The sequence below is a fragment of the Paraburkholderia sp. EG286B genome (assembly GCF_040965655.1).
Taxonomy (GTDB): domain Bacteria; phylum Pseudomonadota; class Gammaproteobacteria; order Burkholderiales; family Burkholderiaceae; genus Paraburkholderia.
In genome coordinates this window covers 1-22,125 of the sequence record NZ_JBFRCF010000007.1, presented here as the reverse complement: position 1 = coordinate 22,125, position 22,125 = coordinate 1, and the positions used below count along the sequence as shown (strand labels likewise).

Below are 22,125 nucleotides of genomic sequence, written 5' to 3'. Positions count from 1 at the left end.
ATGAATCGGGATTAATCAGTCATTTGGCGCAATTGCCGTGCCTGCACGGGCGGCAGAGAACGGGCGCGGGCGCCACGGCATCTGCCTTGCTGTTTCGTCTGGGACTGACGAAACTCGACGGAGGGCAGGTCGATGACACAATCCACGCGCGCCGCCGCGGCCGTCGCGAGCGTCGCCGCGGGCGCCGCGCTCGCGATCTGGTCCACGCGCAACCTACGCGAATCGGCGCACGCGCGTGCGAGCGGCAAGCACGTGGCCGCGGCGCGCAGCTTCAATCATGGGTCGGCGCTGCTCGCGCTCTCCGTGCTGGCCGACAGCGCCATGGAGCACTATCGCGGCTCGTTCGAAAACCGTGCGATGTATCTGCCGCCCGCCGTGGCGCTCTGCGCGCTCGCCGCGGCGCTGCACGGCGGCGCAGACCGGCGCGCCGCCTCGCACCGGCTGCGTCACGCGATCCAGCTCACCAGCGCCGCGACCGGCGTGACGGGCACCGCCTTCCATCTTTACAACGTGACGAAACGGCCCGGCGGATTCAGCTGGCATAACGCCTTTTACGGCGCGCCGGCGGGTGCGCCCTTCGCGCTGGTGCTCTCCGGCGTGCTGGGTGCGATCGCCGAGCAGTTGCGGGACGAGCCCGGGCACGACCCGCAGCTGTTCGGCATGCCCGCGGGCAAGGCGCTCGCCCTGGTGGCCGGCGCGGGGCTGCTCGGCACGGCGGCCGAAGCGGCGTTGCTGCATTTTCGCGGCGCATTCCAGCATCCGGCGATGTATGCGCCCGTGACCATCGTGCCCGTGAGCAGCGCGCTGCTCGCGCATGCGGCGTGGGCCCCACCCCGCCATGCGGCCCGCGCGAGCGTGTTCGCGCGCTTCTGGCTGCGGCTCACGGCGGCGCTCGGCTTTGCGGGCTTCGGCTTTCATGCGAACGGCGTGGCGCGCGCGCAGGGCGGCTGGCGCAACTGGTCGCAAAACCTGTTCGCGGGGCCGCCACTGCCCGCGCCGCCCGCCTTCAGCGCGCTCGCGCTCGCCGGGCTCGCCGCGTTACGCATGCGGGAGACCGAACGATGACCCGAACGCCGACCTATCCCGGCTACGACGTGCTCGCCAAACGCGACACGCCTTCGTGGGACGCCCCCACGCGCGCGGTGATCGACGCGCGCGTAAGCACACCGGACCGGGCGCGCTATCTCGGTCCGTCGCACTGGCAAACGCTGGTGGCGCTGTGCGACACGATCGTCCCGCAGCCCGGCAACGCCCACGGCGAGCCCGCCCCGCGCGTGCCGGTCGCCGCGCTCGTGGAAGGCAAACTGGTCGACGACCGCCGCGACGGCTTTCGCGACGCCCGCCTGCCGCCATTGCGCACCGCGTGGGAGACGGGGCTCGCCGCCCTCGATGCGGAAAGCGTGAAGGCCTACGGCGAGCACTTCGCGCAGTTGCAGGACGAACGGCGGCGCGCGCTGGTCGCCCGCATGCAGCGTGGCGAACTGCGCAGCCGGGCCTGGCGCACCATGCCTTGCGACGTGTTCTTCAAGAAGCGCGTGCTGCACGATGTGAGCGCCGCCTACTGGTCGCACCCGCTCGCGTGGAGTGCGATGGGCTTTGGCGGTCCGGCGAATCCGCGCGGCTACGTGCGTCTTTATACGAACCGGCGCGATCCGTGGGAAGCCGTCGAAGCCGCCGACGAGAGCGACGCGGCACACGAGGCCGCACGCAGGGAGAACGAGCGTGTGCGCTGATCTCGCCAACTTGACCGACGCCAACGAAGCGCCGCGCGGCAAGCACGGCCGCGCGCCCGACGTGTTCCGTCGCGGCGGCTGGATGACCATGCGCGAATACGCGCTCGACGACCCGGTCGATTTCGCCATCGTCGGAACGGGCGCGGGGGGGGGCGACGCTCGCCTGCCGGCTCGCCGAGGCGGGCTTTCGCGTGGTCGCGTTCGACGCGGGCGCATGGTGGCGGCCGCTGGAAGAATTCGCCTCCGACGAGACCCATCAGGCCAAACTCTACTGGACCGACGAACGCATCTGCGACGGCGAGAACCCCTTGCAGCTCGGCAGCAACAACAGCGGCCGCGCGGTGGGCGGCAGCACCGTGCACTTCGCCATGGTCTCGCTGCGCTTTCGGCCCGAATGGTTTCAAGCGCGCACGAAACTCGGCTACGGCGCCGACTGGCCGCTCGACTGGCGCGAGATGTGGCGCTACTACGCCGAAGTCGAGCAGGCGCTCGGCATCTCCGGACCGGTGAACTATCCGTGGGGACCCAAACGCCCGCGCTATCCGTATCGCGCGCATGAAATCAACGGCGCGGGCCTCGTGCTCGCGCGCGGCTGCGAGGCGCTCGGCATTCCGTGGGCGCCCACGCCGCTCGCGACGCTCTCCGCGCCGCGCGGCGACGCGCACCAGTGCGTCTATCGCGGCTTCTGCGTGTCGGGCTGCTCGACCAACGCCAAGCAGAGCGCGCTCGTCACGTGGATTCCGCGCGCCGTACGTGCGGGCGCCGAAATCCGCGATCTCGCGATGGTGGGCCGCATCGAAACCGACGCGCTGGGACGCGCCGCCGGCGTGCATTTTCATCGCGAGGGGCGCTGGCACTTCCAGCGCGCGCGCAACGTGGTCGTGGCGGGCTATGCGATCGAAACGCCGCGCCTGCTGCTGCTCTCCGCGAACGGACGCTTTCCCGAGGGTCTCGCGAACCGCTCGGGACTCGTCGGCAAGAATCTCATGGTGCAGACGAACCAGGCCGCGTGGGGCGCATTCGACGACGAGATCCGCTGGTACAAGGGGCCGCCTTCGCTGGCGCTCACCGAACACTGGAACTATCAGGACGCAGGCAAGGACTTTCACGGCGGCTATTGCTACATGAGCCAGGGTCCGCTGCCGCTCGTCTGGGCGGCGACGCAAACGAGCCGCGGCCTGTGGGGCGAAGCGCTCATGCGCGAGATGACGAAGTACAACCATCAGGCGGGCCTCAAGATGGTGGGCGAGACGCTGCCGCAGGAACGCAACCGCGTGACGCTCGCCGACGAGAAAGACGCGCTCGGCCTGCCCGTGGCGCGCGTCACCTGGTCGATGGGCGAGAACGACCGCCGGCTCGTGAACCACGCGCTGGACTATATGAGCCGCGCGCTCGCCGCGGCGGGCGCGCGCGACATCTGGACCCAGGACGACGACACCTGCCACCTGAACGGCACGGCGCGCATGGGCAGCGACGCGCAAACGAGCGTCGTGAATGCGGACTGCCGCTCATGGGACATCCCGAATTTGTGGATCTGCGACGGCTCCGTGTTCCCGACCGTGGGCGGCGTGAATCCGTCGCTCACCATTCAGGCCGTTGCGTGCCGCACCGCCGACCGCATCCGGGCGCTGGCCGCGCGCGGCGAGCTTTGACGATCATCGCGCGGGCACGCATTGTGCGTTGACGCAGGTGTTTTTCAAAAGGAGGCCACCATGCCACTCAGCAAGGGAAAAACTCGCGAAGCGATCTCGAAGAACATCAAGACGGAAGTCAAGCAAGGCAAGTCGCAGAAGCAGGCCGTTGCCATTGCGCTGAATCAGGCGCGCAAGTCTGGCGCGAAGATTCCAAAGAAGAACCAGAAGTGATCCGGCGCGCCGCGCATGCGGCGCGTCTTTCATTGCGCGCCGGGTTCCGTGCCCGGTTAGTTAGCCATCCTCGCCAACTTCGGCAGGCTCCGGCAGATCCGGCAACTCGTGCGGCTCCGCCTGCGGGGCGCCGGGCTCGCGCTCGTCGGGTTCCGCGCCCTGGCCGGGGTCGTTCTTTCTGGGCGGCGTGGCCGGCACCCCTTGGGCGCGAGGAAAACGGGGTAGGTCGTAAGGGCTTTGCATGCTCGATCTCCATGAAGGCGCCGCTAAAGGCGCGTAGCGGGAATGCCGGGATCGCGCAGCGCGTATGCCTGGCTCGCGCAGCGAAGCGGCGCGCACGGGCATGCCCGGTGCGCAAGCGAAAAACATTCTGGATGCCTGGTTGCTGCGCCGCTCATGACCCCACTCGCCTACTTCCTGCACAGCGCGGGCCCCGCATCGGGTCCGGTGCAGGCGCTCGACTGGGGCCTCGCCGCCCTGTGCGTGGGGGTATGCATCGTCATTGCGTGGCTGCTCTATCTGGCGATACGGCGCAAGCGTCGCGGTCGCGCGGCGCAAGGCGAAGCGTTGTCGCAAACCAACGTCGCCGACGAGCAAGGAGAGCGCACGGCGAACCGCATCGTTGCCGTCGGCACGGCGATTTCCTCGCTGCTGCTGCTGGGCGCCCTCGTGGCGATGCTGCGCGTGCTGGCCGCCGTGGCCGACCCGCCGCGCGCGCCCTCGCTCACCGTGACCGTCACGGCTTACGACTGGTGGTGGAAAGTGACCTATCGAACGCCGGCGGGCGCGAGCTTCGAGACCGCCAACGAAATCCATATCCCCACGGGCGAGCCCGTGCGCGTCGATCTGCAGAGCGCCGACGTCGTGCACGCGTTCTGGGTGCCGGCGCTCGCGGGCAAGACGCAGGCCATACCCGGCCAGGTCAATCACCAGTGGATCGAGGCAGACCGTCCCGGCGTATGGCGCGGGCAGTGCACGCAGTTCTGCGGGCCCCAGCACGCGCACATGGCCATGGAAGTGGTGGCGCAGGCCCCCGCCGATTTCTCGCGCTGGCTCGATGCGCAACAGCAGCCCGCGGCCGCTGCGCAAAGCGGCGCGGCGCGGCGTGGCGAGCAACTGTTCGCCGCGCGCTGCGGCGGCTGCCATGCCGTGCGCGGCACGCAGTCGGGCGGCATGCAGGCGCCCGACCTCACGCATCTCGCCTCGCGGCGCCTGATCGCCGCGGGCACGCTCGCCAACACGTCCGTCAACCGGCTCGACTGGGTCGCGCATGCGCAGCAGCGCAAGCCCGAATCGCTCATGCCCGACATTGCCCTCACCCCCGCCGAGGCGAGCGACCTCGGCGCGTGGCTCGACACACTCCAATGACATGAACGATATCCCAGCCTCTCGTGCCGCTTCCGACCGTCCCGCCAGCGCGACGGTGCCGCGCCGCCCGCGTGCGGGGCGCCTCTCGCGCGTGCCGGAAACGGGCACGGCGCCGCTCGACGAAGCCACGCTGCGCCGCCTCGAAGAGATCTGGGAAACGCGCCCCGGCTGGCGCGGCTGGCTCTCCACGGTGGATCACAAGACCATCGGCATCCGCTACCTCGTCACGGCATTCGTGTTCCTCGTGCTGGGCGGCGTGGAGGCGCTCATCATGCGCGCGCAGCTCGCGCGTCCCAACGAAACGCTGCTCACGCCCCAGCAATACGACCAGCTCTTCACGATGCACGGCGTGACGATGATCTTTCTCTACGCGCTCCCCGTGTTGAGCGGCTTCTCGAACTACCTGTGGCCGCTCGTGCTCGGCTCGCGCGACATGGCGTTCCCGCGTCTGAACGCGCTCTCGTACTGGGTCTTTCTCGGCGCGGGTATTCTGCTCTACGCGAGCTTTCCCGCGGGACAGGGCGCCAATGCGGGCTGGTTCAACTACGTGCCGCTTTCCACGGCCGCCTACGACCCCGGGCCGAACATCGACGTCTACGCGCTCGGCATGGTGCTGCTCGGCATCTCCACCACGGTGGGCGCGGGGAACTTCGTCATCACGTTCCTGCGCATGCGCGCCAGCGGCATGTCGGTGGCGCGTCTGCCGATTCTCGTCTGGGGCACGCTCACGGCTTCGGCCGCCAATCTGCTCGCCGTGCCCTCCGTGAGCCTCGCGTTCCTCATGCTCTGGCTCGACCGCAACGCAGGGGCGCACTTCTTCGACATCTCCACCGACGGGCGCCCCCTGCTGTGGCAACACCTCTTCTGGATCTTCGCGCACCCGTGGGTCTACGTGGTCGTGCTGCCCGCCATGGGCATCGTGTCCGACGCGCTGCCCACGTTCTGCCGCCGCCCGATCGTCGCCTACGCGGCCGTTGCGCTCTCAACGGTCGCGACCATGCTCGTGGGCTTCGAAGTATGGCTCCATCACATGTTCGCGACGGGCCTGCCGCCGCTCGCGCTGGCCTTCTTCGGCGCGGCCAGCATGGTGATTTCCGTGCCTAGCGCGATTGCCGTGTTCGCGTGGATCGCCACGATCTGGACCGGCAGGCCCGTGTTCAAGACGCCGTTCTACTACTTTGCGGGCTTCGTGTTGATGTTCACCGTGGGCGGCGTTTCGGGCGTGATGACCGCCGCCGTGCCGCTCGACTGGCAGCTCACCGACACCTACTTCGTCGTGGCCCACCTCCATTACGTGCTGCTCGGCATCAACGTGTTTCCAGTGCTGGGCGGCCTCACGTACTGGTTCCCCAAGTTCACCGGACGGCTCATGCACGAGCGCTTCGGCAAGTGGACCTTCTGGGTCACGTTCGTCGGCTTCAATCTGGGCTTCTTTCCGATGCACATCTCCGGGCTCCTCGGCATGCCGCGGCGCATCTATACCTACCCGGAAGGCATGGGCTGGGATACGGCCAACCTGCTCACGAGCATCGGCGCGTTCGTGTTCGCGATCGGCATCGCCATGTTCATCGGCAATGCGCTCGTGAGCGCGCGGCGCGGCGCACGCGCGAGCGCGAACCCGTGGAACGCGGCGGGCCTCGAGTGGGCGACCTCGTCGCCGCCGCCTCCGTACAACTTCGCGATCCTGCCGAGCGTGCGCTCGCGAGACCCGCTCTGGCAGCCCGATGCCAATGTGCCGCGCCCCGGCTACCTGCTCCATCGCGGACGCGAGGCGCTGGGCGTCACGCCGCTCGCGGGCGAGCCCGATGTGATCCTCAAGATGCCTGAGGACAGCTACGCACCGTTCGTGCTGGGCGTGGCCTCGACGCTCGTGTTCGTCGGGTTGCTGTTCCATTCGACTCAGTTCACCGCGCTCGCCGGGCTCGCCTGCGGACTCGCGCTGCTCTCGTGGTTGTGGCCGCGGCGCTCGCTCGGACAGCGCGAACCGTTCGCGCCGCAAGGCACCACGCCCGCCGGCAAAGTCGCCGAGACGACCGCGATCCGAAGCGAAGACGAAACCCTCGCCCTGCCCGTGGGCAGCGCCGGCGAACATGCGGGCGGCTGGTGGGGCGTGCTCACGCTCGTCGTGACGGAAACCGCGCTGTTCGGCTATCTGCTTTTCTCTTACCTCTATCTCGCTTCGCAGAGCGCGCAGCCGTGGCCGCCCGAAGGCCTGCCCAAGCTCGGCATGAGCGGACTGAACACGGCGCTGCTGCTCACCAGCAGCGTGTTCGTGTGGCTCGCGGGCGCGTTCGTGCGGCGCGCGCGCTCATGGCCCGCGTTCTGGTCGATGATCGTCGGCATTGCACTCGGCGTCGCGTTCGTCACGATCCAGTTCTTCGAGTGGCACGACCGGCCCTACGGGCTCGCGACGCATCTTTATGGTTCGCTCTACTTCACGATCACGGGCTTTCACATGGCCCACGTGATGGCGGGCGTGCTGATGCTCGCCGCGCTCGCGTTCTGGATCGCGCGCGGCTATTTCGACGGCAGACGCGATGCGGCGCTCACCATTGGCGGCCTGTACTGGCACTTCGTCGATGTGGTGTGGCTCTTCATCTTCTCCGTGCTCTACCTGTCGCCTTACTGGATGCGAGGACGATGATGCAGCCCGCCGCTCCCGCTCCCCCGGCCCCGCCAGCGCCCGTGCCCGCGCGCGTCAGGCCCACGCTGCGGCAGCAGGTTGCCGTGTGGTACGGCATTTTTGGCGTGCCGGCCATCTGGGCCGGCCACGTGCTGTTCTGCCAGACGCTCGCGGCCACCGCCTGCGTGGGCGGCGTCCCGCAACGCAATGGCGAGCCCTGGCAGGTCGTGCACTGGACGCTGGCGCTCGTTTCCACCGCCGCGTTCGCGCTGGCGCTCACCGGCGTGCTGCTGGCGCGGCGCACGTGGCGCGCCAGCGCCGCCGTCAACACGCCGCAGCGCGACACCTTCCGCTTTCTCGCGTGGAGCAGCACGGCCGTTGCCGTGGCGTTCACGATCGCGCTCGTGTTCACGATATCGGTGCTGTTCGCGTTGCCGCTCGAACGGCTATGCGGGGCGTTGCGATGAATGCGCGCGCCAGTTCGAGCGCGTTGCTCGCCGCTCTCGTGCTGCTCGCCGGCTGCCACCGCGACGAGCCGTTCGCGACGACGAAACCGCCGCCCGATGCCGCCCAGATCGCGCTCGGCGAAAAGCTCGCGAAAGCGGGCGATTGCGCCTCGTGTCACGACTCCGCCAAACGCGAACCCTTCGCCGGCGGCCTCGCCGTGAATTCGCCGTTCGGTCCGATCTACGCGAGCAACATCACGCCCGACCCCGTGCACGGCATCGGCGACTACACGCCCGCGCAGTTCGCGGCGGCCTTGCAGCGCGGCGAAGCGCGTGGCGGCAAGCGGCTCTATCCGGCGATGCCATATCCGTCGTTTGCGGCGCTGGCGGCAAGCGACGTGAACGCGCTCTACCAGTACTTCATGTATGGCGTGAAGCCGGTGCCGAATGCCGCGCCGCGAACGCAGCTGCCGTTTCCGTTCAATCAGCGCTGGGTGATGATGTTCTGGCGTCTCGCGTTCGCACAACATGGCCGCTTCGAGCCCGATCCCGCGCACTCCGCGCAGTGGAATCGCGGCGCGTGGCTGGTGCAGGGACTCGGCCACTGCGGCGCGTGCCACACGCCGCGCGGACCCGCCTACAACGAAATGGGCTACACGCAAAGCAGCCCGCTCTACCTCACGGGCGGCGTGACCGACCACTGGTACGCGCCGAATCTCACGGGCGACCCCGGCAGCGGCCTGGGCCGCTGGAGCGCCGACGACATCGCCGCGTTCCTGCGCGATGGCCACAACGACCGCGCCTATGCGTTCGGCGCCATGGCGCCCGTGGTGGGCGCGAGCACGCAATACCTGGGCGACGACGATCTGCACGCCATCGCCACCTATCTGAAGTCGCTGCCCGCACGCGAGGCGAGCGGCCAGTATGCCGATTCCGCCGCCGCGCGCGCCTCGACCATGGCGGCATTGCACGGCGGCACGCCGGAGCGGCCCGGCGCCGGGCTCTATCTCTCGTACTGCGCGAAATGCCACGGCGTCGACGGCGCCGGCAAACCCGACAAGGCGCCGCCGCTTGCGGGCAGTGCGCTCGCGCTCTCGTCCGACGCGACCAGCGTGCTGCGCCTCATCGTCGAAGGCAGCCAGAGTCCGCAAACGAGCAACGGCGGCACGCCGCGCAAGATGCCCGCGTTCCGCACGCAGTTCACGGACAGCGAAGTCGCCCAGGTGGCGAGTTTCGTGCGCGGCGCGTGGGGCAACAACGCCCCGCCCATCGCGCCCGCCGAAGTCACGCGGCTGCGCGGCGCGATCCACCGTTGAGTACGTCCTTAACCACATGGCGCGCGGTTGCGAACGACCGCGCGCCATGTGGATCAGGGGCTACCCGACGGGTTTATTGCCCCTTGGTGTCGCTGCTTGCGTCCGCACCTGGGGTGTTGGTCGTGTCGTTCATCTGTTTGGACATCTTCTTCGTGTGCTTCTTGTGATGGGTAGTCTTGTGCGTCGTACCGGTCGCGGAAGGATTCTGCTCGACGCCTTGCGTCTGCGCCGGATACACCTCGCTCGCGCCGCCGGTTGCAGCGCCCGGACTCGTGCCGCTGCTGCCGCCGCCCGAGCCCTGTGCGAGCGCGAGACCCGATGCGGCAAGCGTCACGCCTGCCAGTGCAGATATGAAATAGTGTCGTGGCTTCATGGTTGGCTTTCCTCGTCATCGTCTGGATGGAAAAACGGGCGGCCATGCTGAACACCACCCGCGCGCGAGCCCTTCATCCCGCACAGGGTGTGCCACACCCGCAAGCGTCCGCCGCAGCGCAAGGGCATACGGCTTGCGCGCGCTTTTGCGTCACTATGGCCCGAGCCCGCGATGAACCCCGCCGCACTCATGAACCCGATGCCGCTCGTCGTCACCTGGCCCGATTTCGCGGCCCGGCTGATCGTGGCCATCCTGGCCGGCGCGCTGATCGGCCTGAATCGCGGCGAGTCGGGCAACGCGGCCGGGCTGCGCACGACCTTGCTCGTGTGCCTCGCCGCCTGCCTCACCATGCTTCAGGTGAACGTGCTGCTCGTGCTGCATGGAAAACCTCAGGATTCCTTCGTGACGCTCGACCTGATGCGGCTGCCGCTGGGCATTCTTTCGGGCGTGGGCTTCATCGGCGCGGGGTCGATCCTGAGAAAAGACGGACTCGTGCAAGGCGTCACGACCGCGGCGACGATGTGGTATGTCACGGTGATCGGGCTTTGCGCGGGCGGCGGCCAATACGTGCTCGCCATTGCGGGCACCTTGCTCGGACTCGTCGTGCTGCATACGCTCGAGCACATCGAGCATCGGCTGCCGCGCGGCAGACGCGCCTATATCACGCTGGGCCACGATGCCGGCGATGATGCCCGCAAGCTGCTCGACGACGCGTTGCGAGGACGCCGCTGCCGCGTGGTGCTGCTCGGTGTCACGCATCACACGGCGGAAACGGCGTCGCACCAGCGCCTCGATGCGTCGTTCGAAGTGCGCTGGCTGGCACCCGCCGGCGACGACGCCGTGGAAACCGCGCTTTCCTCGCTCGTGGCGCGGGTGCATGAAGAGGCGTCGTGGTCGATCGAGCGATGAGCCTGGCGCTGTGCTCGCGCGGGCTCACCTGGCGCGGCGATGGCCTTGCGCCGATCCGCTGAGCAGCATCGCCGTCTTGACCACGGCCAGATGACTGAGCGCCTGTGGGAAATTGCCCGCCAGCCTTTTCGCGCGCACGTCATATTCTTCGGCGAGCAAGCCGACGTCATTGGCCACGGCGAGCACGCGCTCGAACTGGGCGACGGCCTCGTCCTCGTCGCCGCGCAGGTAGAGACAGTCGGCCATCCAGCATGAGCACGCGAGGAAGGTGCCTTCGTCGGGCGCTTCGTCGCCGCCGCGCCGCCAGCGTCGAATCAGCCCGCCTTCGCCCAGTTCCGCGCGAATCGCGTCGATGGTGGCCGACATGCGCGGCTCGTCGGCTTGCATGAAGCCGACCAGCGGCAGGAGGAGCACGCTCGCATCGAGCGCCTCTTCGCCGTAACCGCGCACGAAGGCGCCGCGCCGGGCGTTCCAGCCGCGTTCGCAAACCTCTTCGTGCAGGGCCTTGCGCATCTGCAGCGCACGTTGCACCTGCGGGTCGCCCATGCCCGGACCGTCTTCGCACCAGTGCTTGATGAAGCGGTCGAGCGCGACCCACGCCATGACGCGCGAGAGCGTGTAGTGGCGCGCGTGGCCACGCGTCTCCCAGATTCCCGAGCCCTGCTTCCCGCCATGATCGAGCAGCCAGCCGATCAGGCGCGCTTCGAGTTCGGCTTCCTCCTGCGCCGCGACGATGCCCGCGCGCCGCGTGAGATAGAGGCAATCGAACGCCTCGCCGAACACATCCGGCTGATACTGCGTGCACGCTGCATTGCCGAAGCGCACGGGCCGCGCGCCCTGCCAGCCCGCCAGGCGCTCGACCTCGCGCTCGCGCGGCACGTGGCTGCCATCCACGCAATACATGACGTGTATGTGCCCGCGCACGTGGCCGATCGTGCGCAGCAGCCAGTCGCGCCAGGCGCGCGCTTCGTCGTGAAAGCCCGCTTCGAGCAGCGCTTCCAGCGCGAAGCTCGCGTCGCGCAGCCAGCAATAGCGGTAGTCCCAGTTGAGTTCGCCGCCCGGCGCCTCGGGCAAGGACGTCGTGGGCGCGGCGACCATCGCGCCCGTCGGGCGGTAGACCAGCGCATAGAGCGTGAGCAGCGAGCGCCGCACCGCCTGCGGCCAGAGCGTGCGATCGTTGTCGAAGCGGTCGATCCAGCGGCGCCAGTGACGCTGCGTGTCGTGCAGCGCCGTGACCGCGGATGCCGGATCGACGCCCCCGGCCTCGCCCTGGCATAGCGTGAAGACGAAGCGCTCGCTCGCGCGCACGGTGAACGCGGCCTTGAGCGCCTGCGCGTGAACGCGCAACGGCACCTCCGCGCGCAAGGTCAATGGGCCACACGCAGCGTGCAGGGTCGCCGCGCCGTCTGCGTCTATCGCGGCTCGCGCGGCGGACCCATCGGCGCCTCGCGGCTGCACGATCATGTGCATATCCACACTGCCGTGCGCGCCTTCGACGATGCGCATGATGGACGCCTCGCTGCTATCGGCCGCCATGAAGTCGGTCACGCGCACGCTGCCGCGCTCGCCCTCCCAGCCGGTTTCGACCACGAGCGTGTCGCGCTGGTAGCTGCGGCTCGCGCGGCACGCCGGATCGGAGGGCGCAAGGCGCCAGTGGCCATCGTCTTCGCCGCCGAGCAGCGCGGCGAAGCAGGGCTCGCTGTCGAAGCGCGGCCAGCAGAGCCAGTCGATCGAGCCGTCGCGAGCGAGCAGCGCCGCGCTGCAACCATCGGCAAGCAATGCGTAATCTTCGATGAGGCGTGTTCGGGTCATGGACTTTAGCGCCATCCGCGCACGAATGGGCGCGATCGAACCTGTGCAAGCACTTCGGATTCCCGAAAGGTTCGCAAGCATAATGAGGGCGCGTCCCTTTGCGACGGCTGCGTACTGTCTTTTCGCGTTGCAGTGGGCCACGCGCCAACTTGCATCAATTACGCGTAAGGCTTGAAACGCGTGCGCAGCGCGCCTTCACTCTGGGGCATGCGGTTTTTGGCGGCGCGCGGCACGCGCGATGCGCGCTCCAGCGTTCGTTCCGTAGCCGTACTTGTCAACGGAGGAACACAATCGGAGATGCCTATGAGCCAGATACGCGAAATCATGTCGAGCGACGTGGTGAGCATCGGGTCCGCCGCGACGATCCAGCAAGCTGCCGAACTGATGCAGCATCACGATATCGGCGCCCTGCCTGTCTGCGACAGCGGACGCGTGGTCGGCATGGTGACCGACCGCGACATCGCCGTGCGCGCGCTGGCGGCGCGCCGCGCGCCGCACGACCCCGTCTCGCGCATCGCCACCGCAGGCGTGGAATGGTGCTACGACGACGAAGACGTCGATACCGTCCAGCGCCGCATGGCCGAGGCGCAGGTGCGCCGCGTGCCGGTCGTGAACCGCCGGCGCGAAATGGTCGGCGCGATCTCGATCGGCGATATCGCCACGCGCTGCGCAGGCGTCCAGCGCGAACGCCTCACGAATACACTCGAGGACATCTCGCAGCGCCGCGTCCGCGCAGCGTGATAGCGCAAAACGCGATCAAAGCGCGTCGTGCCACTGACGCATCACCACGAGCTTGCCGTGCGGATGCCCCCCGGCGAGCCGCTCGAAGCCCCTGGGCGTGTGATCGAAGTCGAAGCGCTCCACCACTTCGGCCTTCACCGCGCCCTTCTCCACGAGATCGACGATATGGGCGAGCTGCGCGCCGTCCGCTCGCGCGGTGTAGCGCGTGGCGCGAGCGCCGTGGCGGCTCGCCTGCGTCTGCGAAGGTTCGCCCAGCGTCGAGACCATCGCCCCGCCGTTCCTGACGACCTGCCAGGAGCGTTGCTGGGCTTCGCCGCCCACGAGGTCGAACACGAGGTCCACCTCGCCCGTTTCCTCTTCGAAGCGCTGCGCGTGGTAGTCGATGACTTCGCTCGCGCCGAGCGCCAATAGCGCGTCGCGTTCGCTCGCCGAGGCCGTCGCGACGACGCGCGCGCCGCAATGGCGCGCGAACTGCACGGCGAAGCGTCCCACGCCGCCGCTCGCGCCTTGAATCAGCACGCGCTCGCCGCCTTGCAGCTTGCCATGCTCGAACAGCCCCTGCCACGCCGTGAGCGCGGCCAGCGGAATGGCGGCCGCCGCGTCCACGGCACAGGTGGCGGGCGCGGCCGCCAGCGCGGTTGCGTCGACCACCACGTAATCGGCGAGCGCGCCAGGTCCCTGGCCCACGAACGCGCAGATGCGCGCGCCTTGCGGCCAGGCCTGGGCGCCTTCGCCCCTGCTCACCACCACGCCCGCCACATCGCGGCCGAGCGTATAGGGCAAGTCGCCTTCGGTAACGAGCGGATAGCGGCCCTGCAGCGTCTTGAGATCGACGGGATTGAGCGCGGCGGCCTGCACTTCGACCAGCACTTCGCCATGCCCGGGCTCGGGCACGCTCAGGCTCTCCTCGCGCAACGACTCCACGCCACCGAAGCGCGGCACGCGCCACGCGAGCATCGTCTCGGGAATATCAGCGTCCATCGATGGCTCCTTGTGCACGCATCACTTCTTGCCCGGGATGACGCTCGCCATCACCTGGCGCGCCGTGTTCGCAATCACGCCGCCCTCGTCCGGGTCGCCTTCCATGAGCGCGCGCGCGAAATGGCGCGCCTGTTCGATCGTCACGTGCGGCGGCAGCGGCGGCACATCGGGATCGGTCTTCACTTCGAGCACCACGGGGCGCGGCGAGGCGAGCGCCTGCTCCCAGGCGTCGCCCAGTTGCTCCGCGTTGTCCACGTAGATGCCCGTGAGCCCCACCAGTTCCGCAAAACGGTGATACGGCACGTTGGGAATGTCCTGCGAGGCTTCGAACTTCGCGTCGCCCTGCATCACGCGCTGCTCCCAGGTGACCTGATTCAGGTCCTCGTTGTTGAACACGCAACAGATCCAGCGCGGGCTCGCCCACTGGCGCCAGTACTTCGCCACGGTCACGAGTTCGGCCATGTTGTTCATCTGCATGGCGCCGTCGCCCACGAGCGCGATCACGGGCCGCTCGGGATGCGCGAACTTCGCCGCGATGGCGTACGGAACCGCCGCCCCCATCGAGGCGAGACCGCCCGACAGCGAACACATCATGCCGCGCCGGATCTTGAGGTCGCGCGCATACCAGTTCGCGCACGAGCCCGAGTCGCTCGTGACGATCGCGCCATCGGGCAGGCGCGGCGACAGCTCGGTTACCACGCGCTGCGGGTTCACCTTGCCGCTCGTCGCCGCGTGCGCGCGGTCCTCGAGCACGCGCTGCCAGCGCTCGCCCGCATGGATGAGGCGGTTGCGCCAGCTCGTGGCGTTCTTCTGCTCGAGCAGCGGCAGGAGCGCACGCAGCGTGGCCGCGCTGTCGCCCACGAGGCTCACCTCCATCGGATAGCGCACGCTCAGCATGCCCGCGTCGATATCGATCTGCACCGCGCGCGCGTCGCCTTCCTTCGGCAGGAATTCCGAATACGGGAAGCCGGAGCCGACCATCAGCAAGGTGTCGCATGAGGACATCATCTCGTCGGTCGGCTTGGTGCCGAGCAGGCCGATGCTGCCCGTCACCCAGGGAATGTCGTCGGGCACCACGGCCTTGCCTAGCAGCGCCTTCGCGACGCCCGCGTGCAGGCGCTCGGCCACGGCGACCACCTCGTCGCCGGCATGCATCGCGCCCGCGCCGACCAGTATCGCCACCCGGTTGCCCGCGTTGAGCACCTCGGCCGCGCGCCTGAGGTCCGCCTCGCGCGGCACCACCTCGGGCGCGCTGTAGCCCACGCCGGAATGCGCCGTGCCGTGCTTGCGCGCGGGCGGCTCGTACTCCAGTTCCTGCAGGTCGTTGGGCAGCACCATGGCCGTGACCGTGCGCCGCGAGCGCGCGATGCGCACCGCGCGGTCCACCACGTGGCGCACCTGTGCGGGCACGCTGGGCTGCTGCACGTAGGCGCCCGCCACGTCCTTGAACATCGAGACGAGGTCGAGTTCCTGCTGATAATGCGCGCCGAGCGCGGCGCGCGCCTGCTGGCCCGCGATGGCGAGCACGGGCATGTGGTCGAGCCGCGCATCATAGAGCCCCGTGAGCAAGTGTGCCGCGCCCGGCCCCGACGTGGCGATGCACACGCCCAGCTCGCCCGTGAACTTGGCGTGCGCGCTCGCCATGAAGGCGGCCATTTCCTCGTGGCGCGCCTGCACGAATTCGATCTTGCCGTGCGCGCGCTGCAGCGCGCCGAACATGCCGTTGATGCCGTCGCCGGGATAGCCGTAGATGCGTCGCACGCCCCATTCGTGCAGCCGCTCGACGATGAAGTCACTCACTGTGGTGGTCGCCATGTGCCGTTCTCCTTGCGGATGGTCCGAGTCGTTTGCCGTGTTGGCGTCACCCGCGCAAACGCCGAACCTGGAGCCGGGCGAGACTGGCGGCTTTCATGTCCCCTTAATCGAGCAGCTTCGCCGCGTTTTTCCGGCGCTTCTTGCGTTCGCGCCGCAGCGCCGAGAGCGCGGCATCGGCCTTCGCACCGTCCGGGAAGATCTCGCGATGCTGCGCGAGCAGGTGTTCGCTCGCGACCGCATCGTTCAGCCTGCCGAAACGATCCTGGAGTTTCTTGAGCGACTTCACACCCCGGTTATCGCGGCGCGGCAGTATCGATCCGAAGAACTCCAGCAGATAACGCAGGCGCTTCGCCCCCTTGCGCACCTCGTGCCACGCGGCATAATCGCGGCGTTTTGCGCTGCGCGCTCGCCGCATGCGCTTAGCCAGCGACCGGCGCGCCACGCGCACGCGTTCGCGCGCGAGGCGCTTGAGCGGCGTGCGGCGTGGCGACGTGTTCAACGCCCGGTTCACCTCATGCAGCATGTTGCGCAGCGCGTGCTTGAGATCGGCGGCAGAAAGCGTCTGTCGAGCATGCTCGCGGGCCGCGTGTCGTACCGACGAAAGACGCTCGTTCGCGAGCGCGCCGTCCTCGCCCAGCAGCGAGACAGCGATGTCCCAATCGCGCGCCTCGCCCGCGGCCGATGCCGCACGCTTGAGAAATGCGCGCTGCCGCTCGACCCGCGTGCCGCCGAGTAGCGGCCGCCACGCCCACAACAGCGTGCGCAGCCGCCGCAACGCGACGCGCAGCCTGTGCAGCGTCTCCGGCTCGGTGTCGAGCGCGGCGACACGCCCAAGCGCCTCGTGCACCAGCGGCTGCGCATAGCGTGAGAACTGCGATTGCGCGTCGCTGCGCGCGTTTTTCGGTCGTGTACCTGGCTTGTCCATTTGAACTTTCCCTCCCACCCGCGCTCACGCCGGCACTGCCAGCGTCTGCGTCATGCGTGACCACACGCGATGCTGTCCCGCCGCTTCGATGAATTCCTCGAGCACGCGCTTGAGTTCGGCTTCGTCGCCGCTCGCGACGCCGTCCGCGTGATCGGGCAGCTGCGCGGCGGACAGCACCAGCCGCCCCGTATCGACCGCGCCGATCGCCTTCAGATGCTTGAACGCTTCGAGCACGAAGTGACGCGCATCGCCCGACTGCGTGAGCGCCTCCGTGGCCTTCTCGCCGCCGGGGACGAACACCGCATCGAACATGACGGAAGGCATGCCGGTGACGGTCGCATCGGGCGCGATATCGCCGATCGGCGCGAGCGTGGGCGCGATGACGAGCGCCGTGGCGCCCTCCAGCGCAAAGGCATCGCGCAGCCGCGTGAGCATGGCGGGGTCCGCGCCGGGCGCGGTGAGCAAGGCGATTTTGCGCGCCTTGATGCCGGGCTGCACCCGATTGAGCAGGCTGAGCGAGGGCGAACTGGCCGTGCGCGGCTTGCCGGGCTTCGCGCCCGCTTTTGGCTTTGGCAAGCCGAGCGCCTGCGCCACGCTCGAGGCGAGGTCCGCGTCGATATTCGCGAGAATGGCGTTGACCTGGCGCTCGCGTATTTCCGGCTTCGTGACCTTACCCAGTTCGAAGGTATAGGCGGCCTTGATATGCTCCTTCTCCGACTCCGACATGCTGTGGTAGAACATCGTCGCCTGCGAGAAGTGATCCGCGAACGACTCGCTGCGCACGCGGATCTTCACGCCGTCCATGCGTTCCTGGTAGCTTTCGAAGCCGCCGTCCTTCGGCTGCGTTTCCTTCGGCCACCCGCCGCTCACCGAATTCGGTTCGTACGAAGCCTGGCCGACGTTGAGGGTTTGCCGGTGGATCGCATCGCGCTGATTGTTCTGGTACGGGCAGACCGGCCGGTTGATCGGAATCTCGTGAAAGTTCGGGCCGCCAAGACGGCTGATCTGCGTGTCGGTATAGGAGAACAAACGCCCTTGCAGCAAGGGGTCGTTCGTGAAATCGATGCCCGGCACGATATGGCCCGGATGGAACGCGACCTGTTCCGTCTCCGCGAAGAAGTTGTCCGGGTTGCGGTTGAGCGTCATCTTGCCGATGATCTTCACCGGCACCTCTTCTTCGGGCACGAGCTTGGTCGGGTCGAGCAGGTCGAAGTCGAACTTGTGCTCGTCGCTCTCCTCGATGACCTGCACGCCCAGTTCGAACTCGGGATAGTCGCCGCGCTCGATCGCTTCCCACAAGTCGCGCCGGTGAAAGTCGGGGTCCTTGCCCGCGATCTTCTGCGCTTCGTCCCACAGCAGCGAGTACGAGCCCAGCACGGGGCGCCAGTGCCACTTGATGAAGCGCGCGTGGCCCTTGGCGTTGACGAAGCGAAACGTATGCACTCCGAATCCTTCCATGGTGCGCAGGCTGCGCGGTATCGCGCGGTCGGACATGGCCCAGATGACCGTGTGCGCGCTCTCCGGCACGAGCGAGACGAAGTCCCAGAACGTATCGTGGGCGGTACCGCCCGTGGGCATTTCGTCGGGGGCTTCGGGCTTCACGGCATGCACGAAGTCGGGGAACTTGATCGCGTCCTGAATGAAGAACACCGGCACGTTGTTGCCGACCAGATCGAAGTTGCCCTCGTCCGTGTAGAACTTGGTGGCGAAGCCGCGGATGTCGCGCACGGTGTCCGATGAGCCGCGCGGGCCCTGCACCGTCGAAAATCGCACGTAGACGGGCGTTTCCTTCGCGGGGTCCTGCAAAAAGCCCGCGCGCGTGAGTTCGGCCTGGGACTCGTACACGCGAAACACGCCGTGTGCAGCGGAACCGCGCGCGTGCACGATACGCTCGGGAATCCGTTCGTGGTCGAAGTGCGTGATCTTCTCGCGCATGATGAAGTCTTCGAGCAGCGAAGGGCCGCGCGCGCCCGCACGCAAGGTGTTCTGGTTATCGGCGATCTTCACGCCCTGGTTGGTGCGCAGCGCCTCGCCGTCCGCATGCGCGCGAAACGATTCGAGGCTCTGCGATTTCGCGTCGGTGGGCTGATGCTTGCCGTGGGGGCGTTTGTGTTGTGTCATGGGGTGGCTCCTGGTTAGTGTTCCGAACGGCTCGCCACAATGGGAAGGCGAGCGCCGACACCACCCGGAGCGCAAGCGATGTGCCGTTGCAATCGCGCATGGGGCGTGTGCCCACGGCACGCGATTTGCGCGCCCGCAGTCAGGAACGCGTGAACGGGAGCACACGATGGCTGCAGGGATCAACGCGATCGACGTTGCGGCGCGCGACATGCCGGAGTTCTGATGGTGCGCGGCGCGCCTGCACACGCGAACGCCACGGTCCCGCGCGCCGTCTACTACGCGCTCGCGTCGAATGTCGTGGTGGCCTTGTGCAAGTTCGCCGCCGCGGCTTACACGAATTCGGGCACCATGCTCGCCGAGGCCGCGCACTCCAGCGCCGATTGCCTGAACCAGTTTTTGCTCATCGCGGGCCGGCGCGCGGCCCGCAACCAGCCCGACGAACAGCATCCGCTCGGCTTTGGCCGCGAGACGCACTTCTACGCCATGCTCGTCGCGCTGCAGTTCTTTTTCGTGGGCGGCCTGGTTTCGATGGCCATCGGCGCATGGCGGCTCTGGCATCACAGCGGCGTGGATCATGTGCAGGTCGCCCTGGCCGTGCTGGCCGTTGCCGCCCTCGCCGAGGGCAGCGCGTTGCGCGCGTCGATCCGCTCCATCGACCGGCGGCGCCGCGCAGGCGGTCTATGGCGCTGGTTTCGCGAAACCGGCGAACTGGAGAACATGCTCTCGATCGGCGAGGACGCCGCGGCGCTCGTGAGCCTCGTCGTCTCGATCACGGGCACGGGGCTGGCCGCGCTCACCGGCTGGGCGGGCTTCGACGCGCTCGGCAGCATCGGCGTGGGCGGCGTGATGATGGCGACGGCCGTGTTCGCGCTTCGCGAGATCAAGTCGCTGATCGTGGGCGAAGCGGCACGCGAGAGCGTGCGCCGGGCCATGCGCGCCTGGCTCGATGCACGCCCCGAGATCGGCCGCGTGGTGAGCCTCGTGGTGCTGCGCTGGTCGGACAGCCTCTTCGTCGCGGTGCAGGCCGAACTCGCCGAGCGCTGCGATGCCGTCGAACTGGTGCGCATCATCGACCGGGTCGAGAACGACTTGCAGCAGGCGTTTCCTGCGGCGCGCTGGGTGTTTTTCGAGCCGGAACTGCGCGAGCATGGCGAGCATCCGCTATAGGTTCAAGGGCGCAATCGCACGCGCCCCCGCACGCAATCAGCCACCAGGCAAGCGCATTGCGCACTGCGTGATCTCGACCCACACCCACCCGCCCTGACAACGAGGCCGTCATGCACACAGCCACCCGCACCCGCGCGCCGCGCGCGCACGACGCAAAGGCGAGGCACGATGACACGCAGCTTCGCAGCGAGGCCGCGAGCCCGCCCGAAGCCGTGCCGATCGAACTCACGATCAACGGCGCACACCATGCGCTGCGCGTCGAACCGTGGACCAGCCTGCTCGACCTGCTGCGCGAGCAGCTGCATCTCACCGGCACGAAGAAAGGTTGCGATCACGGCCAGTGCGGCGCGTGCACGGTGCTCGTGAACGGCACGCGCATCAACGCGTGTCTCGCGCTCGCCGTGTCGCACGACGGCGCGGAAGTCACGACGATCGAGGGGCTCGCGCAGGACGGCGCGCTGCACCCCGTACAGCAGGCGTTCATCGACCACGATGCGTTTCAGTGCGGCTACTGCACGCCAGGCCAGATCTGCTCGGCCGTGGGGCTGCTCGCCGAAGGCCACGCGCATTGCCACGACGACGTGCGCGAGCAGATGAGCGGCAATCTGTGCCGCTGCGGAGCCTACGTGAACATCGCGAACGCCGTGGAAGGCGTGCGCCGCGCGCAGCACCTCGCCAGCCGCGAACGGGAAGAAGGAGACGCGCCATGAACCGCTTCTCGTACGCGCGCGCGAAGAGCGTGGCCGACGCCGTGCGCCTGCACTACGTCACCCCCGGCGCCGAATTCCTCGCCGGCGGCACGAATCTCGTCGATCTGATGCGCGAGGACGTCATGCGCCCCGCCGCGATCATCGACATCACACGGCTGCCGCTGCGCGACATCGAGACGACGAACGACGGCGGCCTGCGCATCGGCGCGCTCGCCACCAACAGCGCGCTGGCATGGGACGCGCGCGTGATCGAGCGCTATCCGCTGCTCGCGCAGGCGCTGCTCGCCGGGGCATCCGCGCAGATCCGCAACGCGGCGACCGTGGGCGGCAATCTGCTCCAGCGCACGCGCTGCCTCTACTTTTACGACCCCGCCACCTGCTGCAACAAGCGCGCGCCGGGCACCGGCTGCGCCGCGCTCGACGGCGTGAACCGCATGCACGCGATCTTCGGCGCGAGCGAACACTGCATCGCCACGCATCCATCGGACCTGTGCGTCGCGCTCGAAGCGCTCGACGCCACCCTCCACGTAGCGGGCCGGCACGGCACGCGCACGCTGCCCTTCGACAGCCTGCACCGCCTGCCGGGCCACACGCCGCACCGCGAAACGACGCTCGCCGACGAGGAACTGATCACCGCCGTCGAGCTATCGCGCGAGGGCTATGCGCAGCACTTCACGTATCTGAAGCTGCGCGATCGCCAGTCGTATGCGTTCGCGCTCGTTTCGGTCGCGCTCGGCGTGCGCGTGGAAGACGGCACGATGCGCGCGCTAGGCTGCGCGCTGGGCGGCGTCGCGCACAAGCCCTGGCGCGACCGCGAAGCGGAACAGCGGCTGATCGGCCGCGCCGTCGACGACACGCGCGCCATCGAGCGCTACGCCGACGCCGTGGTCGCGCACGCCGACCCGCGTCCCGGCAATGCGTTCAAGGTGGATCTCGCGCGGCGCGCGATCATGCGCGCATTCGAACAGGCGCTGGCGCCCCGAACCCGGGGCGACGGCGCAGCAGACTCCGGGGAGGAATCAGCATGAGTACCGCCTATGAATCTCGCCGTGCCGCCACGCCGGCCACGCGCATCGGCGCGCCGCTCTCGCGTGTGGACGGCCGCAGCAAGGTCACGGGCGCCGCGCGCTACGCCGCCGAATTCACGGCCACAGGGCTCGTGCACGGTGCGGTCGTCAACGCCACCATCGCTCGTGGCAAGATCGCTGCCATCGACGCGT

Annotated in this window: 20 protein-coding genes and 1 pseudogene; 14 read left to right on the top strand and 7 right to left on the bottom strand. The window is 68.5% G+C overall.

The window, feature by feature from the left end:
• The first annotated feature begins 132 nt into the window (after positions 1–132).
• From AB4Y42_RS16675 to AB4Y42_RS16660, 4 genes and pseudogenes are all read left to right on the top strand, one after another.
• Complete coding sequence (locus tag AB4Y42_RS16675) at positions 133–1,065, top strand: hypothetical protein (RefSeq protein ID WP_368694764.1); 933 nt, start codon at positions 133–135, stop codon at positions 1,063–1,065.
• Entirely contained in the window at positions 1,062–1,733 is a 672-nt protein-coding gene (locus AB4Y42_RS16670; protein WP_368694763.1) for a gluconate 2-dehydrogenase subunit 3 family protein, read from the top strand. Before AB4Y42_RS16675 ends, AB4Y42_RS16670 begins: the two co-directional genes overlap by 4 nt.
• An 82-nt stretch (positions 1,734–1,815) precedes the next feature.
• Positions 1,816–3,385: pseudogene (locus tag AB4Y42_RS16665) on the top strand (GMC family oxidoreductase).
• A gap of 60 nt (positions 3,386–3,445) precedes the next feature.
• Positions 3,446–3,598 (top strand): DUF6496 domain-containing protein, encoded by a 153-nt coding sequence (locus AB4Y42_RS16660; protein ID WP_176732830.1) that lies wholly within the window; start codon positions 3,446–3,448, stop codon positions 3,596–3,598.
• 60 nt (positions 3,599–3,658) lie between these two features.
• Here AB4Y42_RS16660 and AB4Y42_RS16655 read toward each other — a convergent pair whose 3' ends face one another.
• On the bottom strand, positions 3,659–3,841 hold the full coding sequence (locus tag AB4Y42_RS16655; protein ID WP_368688064.1) for a hypothetical protein: 183 nt from the start codon (positions 3,839–3,841) through the stop codon (positions 3,659–3,661).
• Positions 3,842–3,994: 153 nt separating this feature from the next.
• Between AB4Y42_RS16655 and AB4Y42_RS16650 the strand changes: the two genes are divergently transcribed.
• The 4 genes from AB4Y42_RS16650 to AB4Y42_RS16635 are packed head-to-tail and all read left to right on the top strand — an operon-like array spanning position 3,995 to position 9,351.
• Positions 3,995–4,966 (top strand): cytochrome c oxidase subunit II, encoded by a 972-nt coding sequence (locus AB4Y42_RS16650; protein WP_368694762.1) that lies wholly within the window; start codon positions 3,995–3,997, stop codon positions 4,964–4,966.
• A 1-nt stretch (position 4,967) separates the two neighbouring features.
• Entirely contained in the window at positions 4,968–7,610 is a 2,643-nt protein-coding gene (gene ctaD / locus AB4Y42_RS16645; RefSeq protein ID WP_368694761.1) for a cytochrome c oxidase subunit I, read from the top strand.
• Positions 7,607–8,056 carry a hypothetical protein gene (locus AB4Y42_RS16640; protein WP_368694760.1) on the top strand — a complete coding sequence of 150 codons (450 nt, stop codon included), beginning with the start codon at positions 7,607–7,609 and terminating at the stop codon, positions 8,054–8,056. Before ctaD ends, AB4Y42_RS16640 begins: the two co-directional genes overlap by 4 nt.
• Positions 8,053–9,351: a cytochrome c gene (locus AB4Y42_RS16635; RefSeq protein WP_368694759.1), complete on the top strand. Its 1,299-nt coding sequence runs from the start codon at positions 8,053–8,055 to the stop codon at positions 9,349–9,351. Before AB4Y42_RS16640 ends, AB4Y42_RS16635 begins: the two co-directional genes overlap by 4 nt.
• A gap of 73 nt (positions 9,352–9,424) precedes the next feature.
• Here the strand turns inward: AB4Y42_RS16635 and AB4Y42_RS16630 are convergent, their stop codons facing one another.
• Positions 9,425–9,724, bottom strand: coding sequence for a hypothetical protein (locus AB4Y42_RS16630; RefSeq protein ID WP_368688069.1), 300 nt, complete (start codon positions 9,722–9,724; stop codon positions 9,425–9,427).
• Positions 9,725–9,895: 171 nt separating this feature from the next.
• On the opposite strand from AB4Y42_RS16630, the gene AB4Y42_RS16625 reads away from it, so the two are divergent.
• Entirely contained in the window at positions 9,896–10,633 is a 738-nt protein-coding gene (locus AB4Y42_RS16625; protein WP_368688070.1) for an MgtC/SapB family protein, read from the top strand.
• Between the two features lie 24 nt (positions 10,634–10,657).
• On the opposite strand, the gene AB4Y42_RS16620 is transcribed toward AB4Y42_RS16625, so the two are convergent.
• A complete protein-coding gene (locus AB4Y42_RS16620; protein WP_368688071.1) occupies positions 10,658–12,445 on the bottom strand; it encodes a glycoside hydrolase family 15 protein in 1,788 nt (595 codons plus the stop codon).
• Positions 12,446–12,748: 303 nt separating this feature from the next.
• Here AB4Y42_RS16620 and AB4Y42_RS16615 point away from each other — a divergent pair, with 303 nt between their 5' ends.
• Positions 12,749–13,186 (top strand): CBS domain-containing protein, encoded by a 438-nt coding sequence (locus AB4Y42_RS16615; protein ID WP_368694758.1) that lies wholly within the window; start codon positions 12,749–12,751, stop codon positions 13,184–13,186.
• Positions 13,187–13,201: 15 nt separating this feature from the next.
• Here AB4Y42_RS16615 and AB4Y42_RS16610 read toward each other — a convergent pair whose 3' ends face one another.
• The 4 genes from AB4Y42_RS16610 to katE form a co-directional block, all read right to left on the bottom strand.
• Complete coding sequence (locus tag AB4Y42_RS16610) at positions 13,202–14,167, bottom strand: NADP-dependent oxidoreductase (protein ID WP_368688074.1); 966 nt, start codon at positions 14,165–14,167, stop codon at positions 13,202–13,204.
• A 21-nt stretch (positions 14,168–14,188) separates the two neighbouring features.
• Positions 14,189–15,982 carry a thiamine pyrophosphate-requiring protein gene (locus AB4Y42_RS16605; protein WP_368688075.1) on the bottom strand — a complete coding sequence of 598 codons (1,794 nt, stop codon included), beginning with the start codon at positions 15,980–15,982 and terminating at the stop codon, positions 14,189–14,191.
• A 103-nt stretch (positions 15,983–16,085) separates the two neighbouring features.
• Positions 16,086–16,907: a CHAD domain-containing protein gene (locus tag AB4Y42_RS16600; protein ID WP_368694757.1), complete on the bottom strand. Its 822-nt coding sequence runs from the start codon at positions 16,905–16,907 to the stop codon at positions 16,086–16,088.
• Between the two features lie 24 nt (positions 16,908–16,931).
• The gene (gene katE / locus AB4Y42_RS16595) at positions 16,932–19,028 is read right to left on the bottom strand and encodes a catalase HPII (protein WP_368694756.1); all 2,097 of its coding nucleotides are present in this window, start codon (positions 19,026–19,028) and stop codon (positions 16,932–16,934) included.
• Between the two features lie 222 nt (positions 19,029–19,250).
• Between katE and AB4Y42_RS16590 the strand changes: the two genes are divergently transcribed.
• The 4 genes from AB4Y42_RS16590 to AB4Y42_RS16575 all read left to right on the top strand — a co-directional run.
• Positions 19,251–20,195: a cation diffusion facilitator family transporter gene (locus tag AB4Y42_RS16590; RefSeq protein ID WP_368688078.1), complete on the top strand. Its 945-nt coding sequence runs from the start codon at positions 19,251–19,253 to the stop codon at positions 20,193–20,195.
• A 110-nt stretch (positions 20,196–20,305) separates the two neighbouring features.
• Positions 20,306–20,905, top strand: coding sequence for a (2Fe-2S)-binding protein (locus tag AB4Y42_RS16585; protein ID WP_368688079.1), 600 nt, complete (start codon positions 20,306–20,308; stop codon positions 20,903–20,905).
• Positions 20,902–21,933, top strand: coding sequence for a xanthine dehydrogenase family protein subunit M (locus tag AB4Y42_RS16580; RefSeq protein WP_368694755.1), 1,032 nt, complete (start codon positions 20,902–20,904; stop codon positions 21,931–21,933). Before AB4Y42_RS16585 ends, AB4Y42_RS16580 begins: the two co-directional genes overlap by 4 nt.
• Positions 21,930–22,125 (top strand): hypothetical protein (locus AB4Y42_RS16575; protein ID WP_368694754.1); only part of this gene is annotated, 196 nt, incomplete at its 3' end. The genes AB4Y42_RS16580 and AB4Y42_RS16575, both read left to right, overlap by 4 nt.